Annotated in this window: 10 protein-coding genes; 5 read left to right on the top strand and 5 right to left on the bottom strand. The window is 70.2% G+C overall.

Annotation, left to right across the window (positions count from 1 at the left end):
• Positions 1–8: 8 nt before the first annotated feature.
• From RJT50_RS07515 to RJT50_RS07505, 3 genes are read right to left on the bottom strand one after another with little or no spacing between them, the layout of a single operon-like run.
• Positions 9–1,319: a DUF444 family protein gene (locus RJT50_RS07515; RefSeq protein ID WP_313695540.1), complete on the bottom strand. Its 1,311-nt coding sequence runs from the start codon at positions 1,317–1,319 to the stop codon at positions 9–11.
• Positions 1,310–3,706: a PrkA family serine protein kinase gene (locus RJT50_RS07510; RefSeq protein ID WP_313695537.1), complete on the bottom strand. Its 2,397-nt coding sequence runs from the start codon at positions 3,704–3,706 to the stop codon at positions 1,310–1,312. Before RJT50_RS07510 ends, RJT50_RS07515 begins: the two co-directional genes overlap by 10 nt.
• On the bottom strand, positions 3,706–5,778 hold the full coding sequence (locus RJT50_RS07505) for a PrkA family serine protein kinase (protein ID WP_313695536.1): 2,073 nt from the start codon (positions 5,776–5,778) through the stop codon (positions 3,706–3,708). Before RJT50_RS07505 ends, RJT50_RS07510 begins: the two co-directional genes overlap by 1 nt.
• Before the next feature lie 300 nt (positions 5,779–6,078).
• Between RJT50_RS07505 and RJT50_RS07500 the strand changes: the two genes are divergently transcribed.
• Positions 6,079–6,471: a DUF5820 family protein gene (locus tag RJT50_RS07500; RefSeq protein ID WP_313695533.1), complete on the top strand. Its 393-nt coding sequence runs from the start codon at positions 6,079–6,081 to the stop codon at positions 6,469–6,471.
• Positions 6,472–6,496: 25 nt separating this feature from the next.
• Positions 6,497–6,946 carry a UPF0179 family protein gene (locus RJT50_RS07495; RefSeq protein WP_313695530.1) on the top strand — a complete coding sequence of 150 codons (450 nt, stop codon included), beginning with the start codon at positions 6,497–6,499 and terminating at the stop codon, positions 6,944–6,946.
• Between the two features lie 81 nt (positions 6,947–7,027).
• Here the strand turns inward: RJT50_RS07495 and RJT50_RS07490 are convergent, their stop codons facing one another.
• Positions 7,028–7,708 (bottom strand): hypothetical protein, encoded by a 681-nt coding sequence (locus RJT50_RS07490; RefSeq protein ID WP_313695529.1) that lies wholly within the window; start codon positions 7,706–7,708, stop codon positions 7,028–7,030.
• 100 nt (positions 7,709–7,808) lie between these two features.
• Between RJT50_RS07490 and RJT50_RS07485 the strand changes: the two genes are divergently transcribed.
• From RJT50_RS07485 to RJT50_RS07475, 3 genes are all read left to right on the top strand, one after another.
• Positions 7,809–10,514, top strand: a complete 2,706-nt coding sequence (locus RJT50_RS07485) for an AAA domain-containing protein (protein ID WP_313695527.1) — start codon at positions 7,809–7,811, stop codon at positions 10,512–10,514.
• A gap of 43 nt (positions 10,515–10,557) precedes the next feature.
• Positions 10,558–11,064, top strand: coding sequence for a DUF6789 family protein (locus RJT50_RS07480; protein WP_313695524.1), 507 nt, complete (start codon positions 10,558–10,560; stop codon positions 11,062–11,064).
• A gap of 212 nt (positions 11,065–11,276) precedes the next feature.
• Complete coding sequence (locus RJT50_RS07475; protein WP_313695522.1) at positions 11,277–11,903, top strand: HVO_2922 family protein; 627 nt, start codon at positions 11,277–11,279, stop codon at positions 11,901–11,903.
• A 24-nt stretch (positions 11,904–11,927) separates the two neighbouring features.
• On the opposite strand, the gene RJT50_RS07470 is transcribed toward RJT50_RS07475, so the two are convergent.
• Positions 11,928–13,766: a PH domain-containing protein gene (locus RJT50_RS07470; protein WP_313695519.1), complete on the bottom strand. Its 1,839-nt coding sequence runs from the start codon at positions 13,764–13,766 to the stop codon at positions 11,928–11,930.

The following is a 13,766-nucleotide window of genomic DNA, read 5'->3' as shown; positions in this document are numbered from 1 at the left end:
GTTGCTGGTCACGTCTCCTCCTCCGTGCTGAGGATGTCGTAGATGGCGTCGGTCACGTCCTCGGGGCCGCCGACGCGGGTGACGGCGACGTTGTCCCGGTCGGCGAGTTCGCGCTCGACCTCCTCGGCGTGGGTCGCGTTCACGGCACCGCCGCCGGGCTGTGTCTCCACGTAGGCGTGGAGGTTCGCGTCGAGTTCGCGCATCAGCGGGACGACGCTGTCGACGGTGTCGTTGCTGGAGTTCTCCGAGTCACCCGCGGCGAACACGTATCGGTTCCACTCGTGCCACGGGTACTCCTCGAGGATCTCCGCGGCGAGTTCGTACGCGCTGGAGATGCGCGTCCCGCCGCCCGAGCGGATGCCGAAGAACTCGCCCCGCTCGACCTCCCAGGCCTCCGCGTCGTGGGCGACGTAGCGGAACTCCGCCTCGTCGTACTTCCCGGTGAGATACCAGTCGAGCGGCGTGAACACCCGCTCGACGAGTTCGCGCTTGCGCTGGCGCATCGACCCGGAGACGTCGCGGATGTTGACGACGACGACGTTCTTCCGCTTCTTTTCGACGACCTCGGGGTGGCGGTAGCGCTCGTCCTCGCTGCGGAATGGCACCTCACGGAGCCCGTCCCGCCGGATTCGGTCGGTGACGGGTTCGCGCTCGACCGCCTCGCGGACCTGTTCGAAGGAGTCCCACGCGCCCCGCTCGTCGGCGACGTCGGTCATCGCCTCCTCGACCCAGGCGAGCGAGACGAGGACGTTCTCCTCGCGGCAGAACTCGAACACGTCCCGCGCGCTGGCACCCTCGACCTTGCAGGCCTCCCGGACGAACGACTCGTCGAAGTCGGTCGCGAGCTTCCGCTTCAGCCCGCGCTTGAACAGCGTCTCGAAGTCGAGCGTGGAGTTCGGGCCGGCGCGGGCGAGTTCGGTGAAGTCGCCCTCCAGTTCCTCGACGATGCGCTTGCCCTTGGGTTCGAGATCCAGCCCCAGCGTCTCGTCGAGTTCCTCCGCGAACTCGGCCGGGTCCATCTCGTAGTAGCCGTGTTCGCCCGGCCCGTCGCCGGCCTCGTCGCCGTCGTCGTCGCCGTCCTCGGGGTCGCCGGGGACGTCGACGGGCTGCCCGGGCTCTGGCGTGCCGCCCTCGCCCTGGCCGACGCCGCCCATGTCGCGCCGGTCGTACTCGAACTTCGGGAGATCGACCAGCTTCACCGGGATGCGAACCGTGTCGCTGCCGCCCGCCAGGTCGCCCTCGCGGATGAACTCGGCCAGGTCCGGCCGGCGCTCCTCGCCGACCGCGCGGAACCGCTCGAGATCCTCTCTCAGTCCCATCGTGCGCTCACCTCCTTGAGGACGGCCCGGCCGGTCAGCTCCGCGGATGCGGCGGTGTAGCCGCGTTCGCGGAGGTGATCGACGGTTCGCTCCTTCACCCGTTCGGTCTCGGTGTCGGCGGGCGGGTCGTCCCACCGCGTCGGGTCGAAGTCGGGGTAGATGCGCTTCACGTCGTCCCACGAGTGGGTGTCGATCACCTCGCGGATGACCGGGATCTCCGAGAGGTCGACGTCCGAGACGGCGAAGTCCTCGTCGCGGTGCTCCCACGCGTAGCGGTTCAGCGCGGTGATGACCTTCTCGGACCTGAAGCGGGCGACCGGCGAGGTCGGGTCGGTGCCGTCGTAGTCTGCCTCCTCGAACCGCCCGAGGTGTTCGGTCTCGAACACCTGCATGAGGAGCGGATCGGGGTCGACCTCGCCGCGGTCGGTCCGCACCTGCTCGCCGGCGTCCCAGGCGAACACGTGCTCGACGTACTCCGCGACGGTGTCCTCGGGGACGCCCTTGTCCGCGAGCACCGCGTCGAGCACGTCCTGCTCCTGTCTGTCGAACACGTACTCTTTCACCTCGGCGAGCCGGTTCTCGTACTCGGCGGCCTCCGCGCGGGAGAACACCGGCGCGTCGTCGAGCCCCTCGGCCATCGCGTCGAGCACGTCCTCGGGCATCAGCACCGACTCCACGTCGAGTTCGGGGTGGGCACGCTCGGACCGCTCGTGGAGCAGGTCCGCGATGACGTCCCGGGTGTAGGTCACGGGGATGCCGTGGACGCCGTCCTCGCCGTCCAGGTCGAACTCGTCGGCGTCGACGCGCTCGTCGCCCTCCCGCAGGAACCCGTTCTCGTACAGCAGCGCCTTGTCGACCAGCGAGAGGTCGGCCGGCAGCGATTCGCCGTCCAGCCGCGTGAGGACGCTGTAGGTCGCCGCGCCCTCGACGGCGTGGGGCGCAAGTTCACGCTCGGTCGTCCGCCCCCGTTCGTCGCGCACGGTCATGAACAGCGGCGCGCGGACGCGCTCGTCGACCGCCTCGCGGACGGCGTCCAGGTCGTCCACGTCGGCACGCTCCACGTCGGCTCGCGCCGCGTCGGCCCCGCCGTCGTACTCGGCGCCGGGGCCGGGGCCGCCGACGGCACGAGGTCCGCGGGCGGCCTCCGATCCCGTCGTCTCGGCGGCGACCGTCTCCCACACCTCGGTCTCGTCGGTGAGTTCCCGGTGGACCAGTTCGGTCTCCAGCGAGATGCTGGTGAGATAGCGGAACTCGTGGCGGTCGAGCCTGCGCTTGAGCGCCTTCAGCGGGTCGCGGCCGTTCCGGTCGGAGAACTGGTCGAGTTCGGCGTCGAGGTCGGGGTTCGAGATGACGACGAGCTGGGTGTCCAGATCCATCCCGATCCCCTTGTCCAGTTTGACCCGCTTCTCGTCGGGGACGTTCAGCAGTTTCCGGAGCAGATCGGCGTGCTGGCTGGCGTCCTCGACGACCGTGAGGAGGCCGTTGCCCTGCGAGAGCACGCCGTCGTAGCTGAACGCCCGCGGGTCCTTCCGGCCGCGACTGTCGAGTTCGCGGAGCATCCCCGGCATCCACGAGCCGACGAGCCGCTCCTTCGGGCTACCGTCGTCCTCCGCGTGGAGGACGCCGATGCCGTCGCCGACGTCGACGACGTAGTTTTTCACCCGGAGGTGGCGGTCGTCGGTGACCGCCGAGAACAGGTCGCTCCGTCCAGCACGGCGGTACTCCTCCTCGAGGTAGTCGTACGCCTCGCGGCTGAACGGGTCCATGCCGGCGTCGACGCGGATCGGGAACTCCGGGTCGGCTCGCTCGTTCAGTTCCGCGAGCAGGTCACGTCGCACGTCGTCGGGGAACACCGAGAGCGGGTGGCTCCGGACGGGGCTCTCGTACCAGTCGTCCTCGTGGTCCTGTGCGGGACCGTACCCGAGGCTTCCGGCGTCGGTCCCGTCGGCGATGTTCCACTCGACGGTGTAACGTCGGCCCTCGTCGGTCTTCGAGTACTCGCGCAGGCCGTTGACGAGACAGCGCTTCAGTTCGGACTTGCCGGTCGCGGTCGGCCCGTCGAACCAGTGGATCTTCTCGTCCTTACCGCGGCCCGCAGCCAGGGTTCTGAGGTCGTCGACGAACGCGTTCAGGACGGCCGTGTTCCCGAGCACGGCGTGCTCGCCGTCGTTGTGCGGGTCGTCGAAGAAGCGGAAGCGCTCGCGCGTCTCCCCCTCCTCGACGACCGTGCGGGTGCCGAGCGACTCGATGGCGCCGAGCAGGTACGCGGCGGAACCGGCGGCCGTCTCCGGCCGCTCGAACACCTGCTCGACGTACTCCGCGATGCTCATCGGCGGCTCGTAGGCACCGGCGAGCGCGCGGTCGGCGCGGTCGATGTAGTCGGTCATCAGTCCTCCAGTTCGCTCTTTGCCACCTCCGCGCCGGCGAACTCCAGCACCTCGCGGGCCCCCTCCCGCGAGTAGCCCTGCTCGTGGAGCGCGTCGACCCAGGCGCTCCGCTCGTCGTCGTCCAGTTCCCCGGCCGAGACCAGCGCGGAGAAGTTGATGTTGTGCTTCTTGTCCTCCCAGAGCTTCCGCTCGAGCGCGCGGCGCAGGCGGTCGTTGTCCTGCGGGTCGAAGCTCACGCCCTCGCGGGCGCGTCGGGACACCCAGTTTGCGACCTCCTGGCGGAAGTCGTCCTTCCGGTCGCCGGGGATCTCCAGTTTCTCCTCGACGGAACGCAGGAACGTCTCGTCGGGCTCCTGCTCCCGGCCGGTGATGTCGTCCTCGACGGTCGCCCCGTCGATGTACGCCATCACGTGATCCATGTACTTCTCGCCCTGGCGCTGGATCTCCTCGACGTCGTAGGCGAGCGCGTGGCGGACGTCCTCGATGGCGCGCTCGCGGTACTCGTCGCGGACGAGTTCGAGGTAGCGCTCGTACCGGTCGAGGTTCTCCTCGGGGATCGAGCCGTGGTTCTCCAGGTTCTCCTCGAAGTGGGTGAACACCGAGAGCGGCGAGAGGTAGCCGCGCCCGCGGTGGGTCGCGTCCATGATCGCCTCGGCGATCTCGTCGCCGATGAAGCGCGCGGAGACGCCCTCCATCCCCTCCGCGATGTCGGCGACTGCGTCGCCGTCCTCCCGGAGCTTCCGCTCGTCGACGTCGTCGGTCTCGTCGATCTCCCCGTTGTAGGCCTTCGCCTTCTGGACGAGCGTGACGCCGCCGTCGGAGGGCTCCTCGATGCGGGTGAGCACGCCGAACAGCCCCGCCATCTCCATGGCGTGGGGCTCGATGTGCATGTCGGGCACGTCGGCGTTCCGGAGCATCTTCCGGTAGATCTCGGCCTCCTCGTCGTACTCGAGGACGTACGGGTAGTCGATCCGCTTGGTCCGGTCGTTGAACGCCTCCATCTTCTCGTCGCCCTTCTTGTCCCGGTACTCGGGCATGTTCGTCCGGCCGACGATCACCTGGTCGATGTCGATCCGCGGGTTGTTCCGCGGCTTGATGGTCTGCTCCTGGGAGGCGTGCAGGAAGTCGTAGAGGAACTCGCGCTGGAGCTTCAACAGCTCCTCGCCGCTGAAGATGCCGCGGTTGGCGTTACAGAACGCCCCCGCGTAGTCGAACGAGCGCGGGTCGTTCTCGCCGTAGACGGCCAGTTTGGAGTAGTTGACGTCGCCGGTGAGTTCGGTCTCGTCCTGGTTCTTCTTGTCCTTCGGCTCGAACGTCTCGACGCAGCGGCGACGGTTCTCGTCGGCGACGAGCCTGACGATCTCGACGTGGTTCTCGAGCACCGCCTGGAGGTCGTCATCGTACTCGGCGAGCAGTTCGTTCATGTAGAAGCCCGACGCCGGGTCGAGGCTCTGCTCGTTGCGGATGGTGTAGGGCGCATCGAGCGACGCGTTGAGGTTCTCGATCACCTCGTCGCGCTGGGGCTGGGGCAGTAAGACGAGCGGGTCCTGGTTCATCGGGGACCGGACCGTGTCGTCGGCGGGGTCCTGGTCGGGGATGACCTCACAGAGGTTGGTCCAGCGGAACGTGTACAGTCGCCCCTCGTCGGTTCGGGTGAAGTCCTCGAAGTAGCGACGCACGAGCCAGTCGAAGTGGCTCTTGCCCGACCCGACGGGGCCGAGCATGAGTTTGATCCGCTTTTCGGGACCGAGCCCGCGGGCGCCCGACTTCACCTTGTTGACGAACTCGTGGATCGACTCGTGGACCTCCCTGCCGTAGAAGTTGTTCTCGCCGTCGTGCAGCGGGTCCTCGCTGGCGAGCTGGTACTCCACGACGCCCGCGTCCTCGTCGTAGCGCGTGCCGTAGTGGTCGAACATGTCGGCGACGCGCTGGTGTGCGTTGCGCGCGATCCGGGGGTGCTCGTGGACCTCCGAGAGGTACCAGTCGAACGACTTGGCCTCGCGCAGGTCCGAGGGCACCGTCTCCTTGTACCGATCACTGAGCTCCTCGAGGGTTTTCATGGCTCCGGTCATTGTGGTTTGTGTGTCCGCGTGTTCGACGAGTTCCGTCGATACAGCGCCGACCGTGTGCGACCCTACCCACGCGACGTGACGGCGGGGATGCGACCAGAGCAGCGGGGCGAGCGGGGTCGACCTCCCTCCTCCGGAGGGGAGGCTTAATGCCATGTGGGTTGTTAACACCTAAAAGCCTTGTGCCCCCCGTGGGAGAAGTCGCACGCGTCAGCCTCACGGCAGCCGGGCGTCCGACAGGCTTTATAAGTCCCGCCCCTGCGGAGCGGACTGCCTTAGTGGACCGGGCGCGTCCGTTCGAGCATGAGCTTCGAGTCGGACGCCCTCGCGGACGGCTGGCGCGTGTGGAACGAGGAGCCGGAGGGTCGCACCGTCCTCGTCTACCGGCCGGACGTGTTCGACGGTGACGCCTCCCCGGCCGCCTGTCTCCCGACGCTGTACGTGACCAACGGCTCGCCCCGGAAACGGCCGGGTGCGGCCCACCGCGAGACCGACGAGTGGCGGGTGACGCTGTTTCTCGAACCCGAGGTCGAGGCGACGTCGGAGCGGCTGGACGACAGGGCGGCGGCGGTGACTGCGGCGCGCGAGCTCGCGGACCGGTTCGCCTCGGGCGGGATCGACTACCGCGACGTCTATCAGGTGCCCCGGGAGCGCTACTTCGAGAAGCTCGACGAACTGGTCGGGCGAAAGGCGTAACCGCGACCCCGCGGAAGGGGGTCACATGACCGCTGTCACGCTCGTCGGGAGCCGTCTTGCGGAGGCGGGCGCCGAGTTCGTCTACGAGGGCGAGTCCTCGGCCTGCGAGGGCTGCCCCTATCGGAGCCAGTGTCTCAACCTCACCGAGGGGCGACGCTACCGCGTGACGGGCGTCCGCGACAACACGCAACTGCTCGACTGTGCGGTCCACGACGAGGGGGTCCGCGCGGTCGAAGTCGAGCCGACCGGCCTCACCGCCTGCGTCCCCTCGCGTGGCGCGTACGCCGGCAGCAAAGCCTCGCTCGCGGGGCCGTGTCCCCACGTCGAGTGTCCGAGCCACGAGTACTGCGTCCCGCTGGGCGCCGACTTCGAGGAGGAACGTCGCATCGACGAGGTCCGCGGCGACCCGCCCCACGAGACGTGTGCGCTGGACCGCGACCTCACGCTCGTCGAGTTCTCCCCGGACGGCGACTGAGCGCACCCGTCCGTCGCTCTCCGGAGCCACTGTCGCCATTCTGCGGGTCGTTGATCGGAACCCGAAGACCGGCCGGACCCGCTAGCGCCGCGGCGTCCGCGTCCCGCTCGCGTTCGCCGAGCCCAGTTCCGTGGTGTCGAGTTCCCGCATCGGGTCCGGGAGGTCGGCCGCGGCCGCGTCGAGGCTGGCGAGCGCGTCGGCGACGGGACCGGCGTCCGGGCCGTCGCCGTGGTTCAGCAACTGGAGGTAGCCGCGGGCGAGCGCGACGTACAGCGCCGCCTCGTCGAGGTACGTGCAGCCGAGCATGTTCGCCCAGACGTGGCCCGGCCGGTTCACGGTCCGGTGGAACGCGAACGACTCGCCCAGATCGTCGGCGATCGCCGCGACCGCGAGATCCGACAGGGCGGCCTTGGCGACCGCCCACTGGTCGAGGTGCTCGCCCCAGAACCGGTGCAGTCGTTCGGCGGCGAACGACGTGTCGAGGTCGAACTCGTCCGCGGAGACGCCGTGTGCCTCAAGCGAGTCCGCGACCGCGGCGGCGGCGGCCGCGGCGTCGCCGTCGGTCGCCACGATGACCCGGAGCGTCGGCGCGTCGAACCGACCGCTCGCGTCCCAGAACGAGTGCATCCACAGCGCGACCTCGCCCGCGTCCTCGACGGCGCGCATCGCGGGGGCGACGTGCTCGACGAGCGCGCGGTGCTTGCCCGCGAGGCCGTCGTCGCCCAGACTGAGCCACCGGACCGCGACGACGAAGTACTCCATGGGACACCCTGGGTCGGCGGCGGGGTAAACTCCACCGGAGGGTTCCCGCTCCGGCCCGGGTACCGACACCGTTTTTCGCGCAGGGCCGTCCATTCGGGTAGTGAACGTTCGCGGGCCCATCCTTGACGTCGGCGCGGTGCGCTCGGTGGACACCAAGTACGGCGAGCGCGACCTGGCGGAACTCACCGTCCGGCCGGACGGCGGCGCGGGCGACCCCGTCACGGTGACGCTGTGGGGCAAGTGGACCCACACCGCCGAGCACGCCGCGGTCGGGATGGAACTGCTGCTCACCGAGGCCGAGCGGGACGACTTCGGCGACCGCGAGGGGTACACCACCTCCTCGGAGTCGTCCGTCGTCCTCGAACCGGACTTCCTCGTGGACGTGACCGACGTCCGCTCGTGGGTGCAGTGCCCGCGGATGTACTACCTGAACAAGCTTTCGGGCATCCCGCTGAACTACCCGGTCGTCAAGGGGACCATCGTCCACGAGGTGTTCGGGGACCTGCTCCGCGGCGTCGACCTGGAGGAGTCCATCGAGGAGCAGGTCGCGGAGGCGGGCCTCGAACTCGGCCTGCTGGGGCGCGAGCGCGAGGAGGTGGAAGACGAGGTTCGCCGGAACGCCGCCGCCATCGAGGGCTGGCTGAACCAGGGGACGCTGACCCCGGAGGAGGACGACTGGCGCTCGGAGTACACGCTCATCTCGCCGACGTTCGGCATCAAGGGACGGGCCGACGCCCTGCGCCGCGGGATGCCGGTCGAACTCAAGACCGGGAAGAACACCAACCGCGACCCGCGGTTCCAGGACAAGATCCAGGCGGCCTGCTACGCGCTGCTGTTGGAGGAGCGCGGCGTGTCTGCAGACACGGGGACGCTGCTGTACACGAAGAACACCGCGCTCGACCGGTCGGAGGCCAGCGGGGACCTCTCGCCCGCCAAGGAGTTCTCGGTCGGGAAGGGGCTGCTCGACTTCGTCGTCCGCACGCGCAACGAGATCGCCGCGATGGAGTACGACACGTCGATTCCGACGGGGTTCGAAGCAGACGCGAACTGCGAGTACTGCTTCGAGCAGGACACCTGCATGGTCGTCTCGGGCCGCCTGGACCAGGAGTCGAAGGCGGGCCAGATCGGCACCCCGCTCCCCGCGGAGGAGCGCGAGTACTTCGACCGGTTCTACCGCGCCATCGAGGAGGAGCGGGCCGAGACCCACGCCGAGTACCGGAAGCTCTGGGAGCAGACCCCCCAGGGGCGCGCCGCGGACGACCGCGCGCTGATCGACCTCGACCCCGTCGACCGCGAGGAACTCCCCGGCGGGCGCTGGCGGCTCCGGGCCGAGAAGGACCCGGAGGCCGTGTCGAAGCTCCGCGAGGGCGACGTCGCGCTCGCCTCCGACGGCGACCCGACGGGCGGCCACAGCGAACTCTGTCGCATCGAGGAACTGGGCGAGTCGGTCGTCGTGACGACCGACGAGCCCGTCGACCTGCGACGGCTCGACGTCTACCCCTCCGAGATCTCGGTCGACCGGATGCTGACCGCGCTCCACGACGCCGTCCTCAAGGGCGACCCCGACCGGAAGGACGTGCTGTTCGGCCGGCGCGACCCGGAGTTCGGTTCCGGGGAGTCGACGTACGTCGACAACAACGACGCCCAGAACGAGGCCGTGAACCGCGCGCTGAACGCCGAGGACTTCGCGCTCGTCCACGGACCGCCCGGAACGGGAAAGACGTACACCATCGCCCGCATCGTCCGCGCGTTCGTCGACCGCGGCGACCGCGTCCTGCTGTCGGCGTTCACGAACCGCGCGGTCGACAACGCGCTGGAAGCACTGCGGGAGCAGGGGTTCGAGGGAGCGGTCCGCTACGGCACGGAGACCGGCGTCCGGGGCGACATGCAGGACGTCAGGCTCGTCAGGAAGGGGGAGCCGAACGACCGCGCCGCCGAACTGAACTCCGCACCCGTCGTCGCGGCCACCACGGCCGCCTGCGGGTCGCGAGCGATGCGCGAGCAGGCGTTCGACGTCGCGCTCGTCGACGAGGCCTCACAGCTCACGGAGCCGGGAACGCTCGCCGCGGTCAACCTCGCCGACCGGTTCGTGCTGGTCGGCGACCACGAGCAGTTGCCGCCAGTCGTCCGCGCGGAGAACGGCGAGGCGTTCCACGCCTCGGGTACGAGCGGGGAGGGGAGTGGGCCGCGAGCCGACCTCCGGCGCTCGCTGTTCCAGCGGCTCATCGAGGAGCACCCCGACGCAGGCGTCATGCTCGACCGGCAGTACCGGATGAGCCAGCGCATCCAGGCGTTCTCCTCGAGCGAGTTCTACGACGGGGCGTTGCGCCCGGCGACCCCCGAGGTCGCCGGGCAGACGCTCGGAGAGGTAGGCGTCGACGTCGGCGACCTGCCGCCGGAACTCCGCGAGGGCGTCTCGTTCGTCGACCCCGACGGCGAGCGTGCGGGGAACGCGAACCCCGTGGAGGCCGAGCGCGTCGCTGAGATCGTGACGGAGTACGTCGACGCCGGCGTCCCCCGAGAGGACGTCGGCGTCATCGCGCCGTTCCGCGCACAGGTCGCCGAGATCGGTCGTCGCACGGACGTGACGGTGGACACGGTCGACCGCTTCCAGGGGTCGAGCGAGGAGGTGATCGTCGTCTCGTTCGTCGCCACCGGCTCGCTCGCCTCGCCGATCTTCGAGGACCCGCGGCGGGTGAACGTCGCGCTGACGCGGGCGAAGAAGGCCCTCTGTCTCGTCGGCGACGCCGACGCGCTCGCCTCCGAGCCGTTCTACGAGCGGATGCTCTCGTGGGCACGTCGCTAGTGCAGGCTCGGCGTTTATTGTCGGCCTGCCCCTCCGTCGACCCGTGTCGAACTCCGCCGAGACGGCGACGTCCACGGAGTCGGAATCGGACGGGTCGAGCGACATCACCCCGCGGAAGCTGGCGATCGCTGGCGGGGCCGGCCTCGTCGGCGTGCTCGCCATGGCACCGCTGCTCGTCGCCGCCGCCGCCCTCGGCGCGCTCTCGCCGACGGAGTTCGCCAGCCTCGCGACCTTCCTCGGCGTGGCAGTCCCCTCCCCCTGGGCGTTCCCGGTCGGGGTCGCCCTCTTCGTCGCCATCGGGATGACGATGCTCCCGACACTGTTCGTCGCCCTAGCCGGCTCCCTGCCCCCCTCGCGCTCCATCGGCCTCCGCGGCGTCGTGTTCGCGAGCATCGTCTGGACCGGCTTCTTCTTCGCGTTCGGGGCCAACAGGGCCGAGGGGACGTTCTGGACGTTCGTCGTCGTCACCCTGCTGGCACACTTCGTGTACGGGTACGTCCTCGGCTCGCTGTTCGCGCGGTTCGCCCGGATCCCCCGGTACGACGTGTGAGGCGGGTCGGTGCCGACCGCGGCGAGCCCCGGATACCTCGCGGCGCCCACCGGAACGGCCGACCGGTTCCGGTCCGCGTCGTCTCGATGGGGGCGACGAGGAAACAGGAAGGGAACCCGTACCGCCTGAGCGGCGGGAATCCGGGTTAAGCGCGTCCGCGATGGGACGGTAAGCGGAGAATAGTTATTGGGGCGGGTCGGGTCCGCCTAGGCATGTCACGAGTTGGCAGGGCACTCGGCAGTTTCCTGGAGAGCGTCGTCGGGTTCCTCGTGATGATCGTGCTCGCGGTCGTCGCGTTCTACCTGACCGTGTTCGTCGTCCGGACCGGCGGCGCGCTGGCCGGACAGGCGCCGAGCGGAAACTTCGTCGTGCTCTCGGCGGCGCTGCTGGTCGTCGCGGCCATCCTCGCCGGCGGCCTCTCGCCCGCGAGCGCGCTCGGCACGTCGAGCCGGCAGTACGCGGCGTCGGGAACGACCGGTGCGGATGCGAGCGGGCGAGCGGCGACGGTCGGGAGCGCGACCGGGTCCAGGCTCTGGGGCGCACCGCCCGGCGAACCGATGCGCGCCGAGGCCGCGGGACACCGGGACGCCGAGGGGATCGAGGAGTGCGACGCGTTCGTGGCCCCGCCCGCCGACGCCCCGACCGCCGAGGGACCCAGCCTGGCCCGCTTCCAGCTCTACCGTGACAGCGCCGACGAGTGGCGCTGGCGGCTCGTCCACCGGAACGGGAACGTCATCGCCACATCCGGGGAGGGCTACTCGTCCGATCGCTCCGCCCGGCGAGGGCTGCGAAGCGTCCTGAAGAACGCTCCCGACGCGGAGGTGGAGTGGGAGCCCTGAGAGGGCTACCACGCCGCGCCGGCCTCACCCGCTGGAACCGTCGGCGGTGCCGTCGTCGGTTCGGCCATCCCCGCCGCGGTCACCATCGCGTCCGCCGTCACGACCGACGCCGGTTCCGTCGCCACCGGCGCTGCTTCCGTCGCCGCCGACGCCGGTACCGTCACCGACACCGTCCGCGTCTCCTCGTCCGGTAGTTCCGCGGCCCCGTCCGGTGCCGTCACCGTCATCGAGTTCCCCGACACCGTTCGGCCCGCGAGCCGTTCCGTTCGGGCTCACGTCCTCGCGTCGTTCCGCCAGATCCTCCCGGAGTCGCTCGATCAGGCGTTCGCGGAGCCCGTCCGCGGCGTCCTCGTCGATGTCGTGGGCGGTCGCGTCGCCGCCGACGAGGCTCGTCGTCGAGGCCGTATCGGCCGTGAGGCTGGCGAGTCCCCAGCGGCGCTGGAAGATCGTCCGGCGCACGAACACGGTCTGGAGCCGGTAGTAGGGCACGACTCGCGTGGTCCGGTGCCAGAACCCCGACCGGGTGAGCACCGCGTCCGCGCGTTCGTCGAAGCCGCGGTGTCGCCACTTGGCCCGGGCGGCGACGGGAGCGAGCAGGAGCCCCAGGAGCGGAGCCACCGCGGCGAACGCCGGCAGCGGGGCCACCGCGACGCTGAGTCCGAAGACGCCGGCAGCGACGGCGAGCGAGACGAGCGCGTACCGGATCGCGTACCGCCGCCGCGCGCGGTTCGGCGGGCGCTGGAACGTCGGCTCGCCGTACGGCTGGAGGTCCCGGGCGAGTTCGACGACCCGCGTTCGCGCCGCGAGCGGGATCGCCGTCTCGGCGCCGCCCGCGCGGCTCGACCCCGGCGCGTAGCCGGCCGTCTCCACCGAGAGGCTGGCGTAGCCGAGCCGACGCATGGCGACGTTCTCGCCGACCGAAACCGTCTGGACCTTCCCCAGCGGGACGGTCCCGCTGTACCGACCGAGCAGGCCGCGCTCGTACCGGAGTTCGTCGGCCACCCGGTCGAGTTTGAAGTCGTAGTAGCGGGCGAACGTCAGCGCCGCGCTGGCGACCCAGACGGTGAGCGCGAACGCCACGACGCCGACGAGCGCGGTCGCGCCGGCCGCGAGCACGTCCGAGAGCCCGCCCGCCCTGGCACCGCCGACCAGACGGAACACGAACAGTCCGCCTTCCGCGACGACGTCCCCGAGGAACGGCGCGCCGAACACGGGTGCGACGACCGCGCTCGGACGGAACGAGACGGCGCTCAGGACGAGGAGGTCCTCGGTCGAGATCTCGTACAGGGTCTCGCCCCGGGAGTCGGGTGCCGACGCGGGTCGACGCGTTTCGGCGGCCGAGTCGGCAGGGTCGGCAGGTACGCCGGGCTCGCCGTCGTCGACCGTGGATTCGTCGTCCCCGGTCTGCTCCGCATCCCGGATCGCCCTGACGCGCTCGCCGACCTCGTGTCGGAGTCGGTCCGCCTCGTCCGCGTCGAGCGCGTCGAGTTCCGCTTCCGTGGCGCTGCCGCCGGCCGTCTCGAACCGGACCGTCGCCAGCCCCAGGACGCGCTGGACGAGCGTCCGGGAGACGTCGACGTTCTGGACCCGACGGAGGGGGATCTCCCGCTCCTGCCGTGAGAACACGCCGGACGTGACGATCAGGTGTTCCGGGGCGAGTTCGTACTCGAACCGCAGATAGCGCGCGACCGCATAGCCCGCGCCGACGACGGCCGCCACCGGCGCGAGCAGCAGCGCCGGAAAGAACTCGAGGACGCCGAGGGGTCCCGACAGCATGATCACCCCGAAGAAGGCGAACGACCCGAACTGGATCGCGCGCTGGACGGCGTCGATGCCGGCCGAGAGCGGGTGGAGTCGGGTCAT

The organism is Halobaculum sp. XH14 (assembly GCF_032116555.1).
In the GTDB taxonomy this organism is placed as follows: domain Archaea; phylum Halobacteriota; class Halobacteria; order Halobacteriales; family Haloferacaceae; genus Halorarum; species Halorarum halobium.
The sequence above is the reverse complement of the archived record's forward strand: the minus strand, read 5'-3'. Positions and strand labels throughout refer to the sequence as shown.

Excerpts from the sequence above, each read along its gene's own strand:
- RJT50_RS07495 (WP_313695530.1), top strand. The coding sequence starts at position 6,497 with ATGACCGCTGTCACGCTCGTCGGGAGCCGTCTTGCGGAGGCGGGCGCC.
- RJT50_RS07490 (WP_313695529.1), bottom strand. The coding sequence starts at position 7,708 with ATGGAGTACTTCGTCGTCGCGGTCCGGTGGCTCAGTCTGGGCGACGAC.
- RJT50_RS07510 (WP_313695537.1), bottom strand. The coding sequence starts at position 3,706 with ATGACCGACTACATCGACCGCGCCGACCGCGCGCTCGCCGGTGCCTAC.
- RJT50_RS07505 (WP_313695536.1), bottom strand. The coding sequence starts at position 5,778 with ATGACCGGAGCCATGAAAACCCTCGAGGAGCTCAGTGATCGGTACAAG.
- RJT50_RS07470 (WP_313695519.1), bottom strand. The coding sequence starts at position 13,766 with ATGACCCGACTCCACCCGCTCTCGGCCGGCATCGACGCCGTCCAGCGC.
- RJT50_RS07475 (WP_313695522.1), top strand. The coding sequence starts at position 11,277 with ATGTCACGAGTTGGCAGGGCACTCGGCAGTTTCCTGGAGAGCGTCGTC.
- RJT50_RS07515 (WP_313695540.1), bottom strand. The coding sequence starts at position 1,319 with ATGGGACTGAGAGAGGATCTCGAGCGGTTCCGCGCGGTCGGCGAGGAG.
- RJT50_RS07500 (WP_313695533.1), top strand. The coding sequence starts at position 6,079 with ATGAGCTTCGAGTCGGACGCCCTCGCGGACGGCTGGCGCGTGTGGAAC.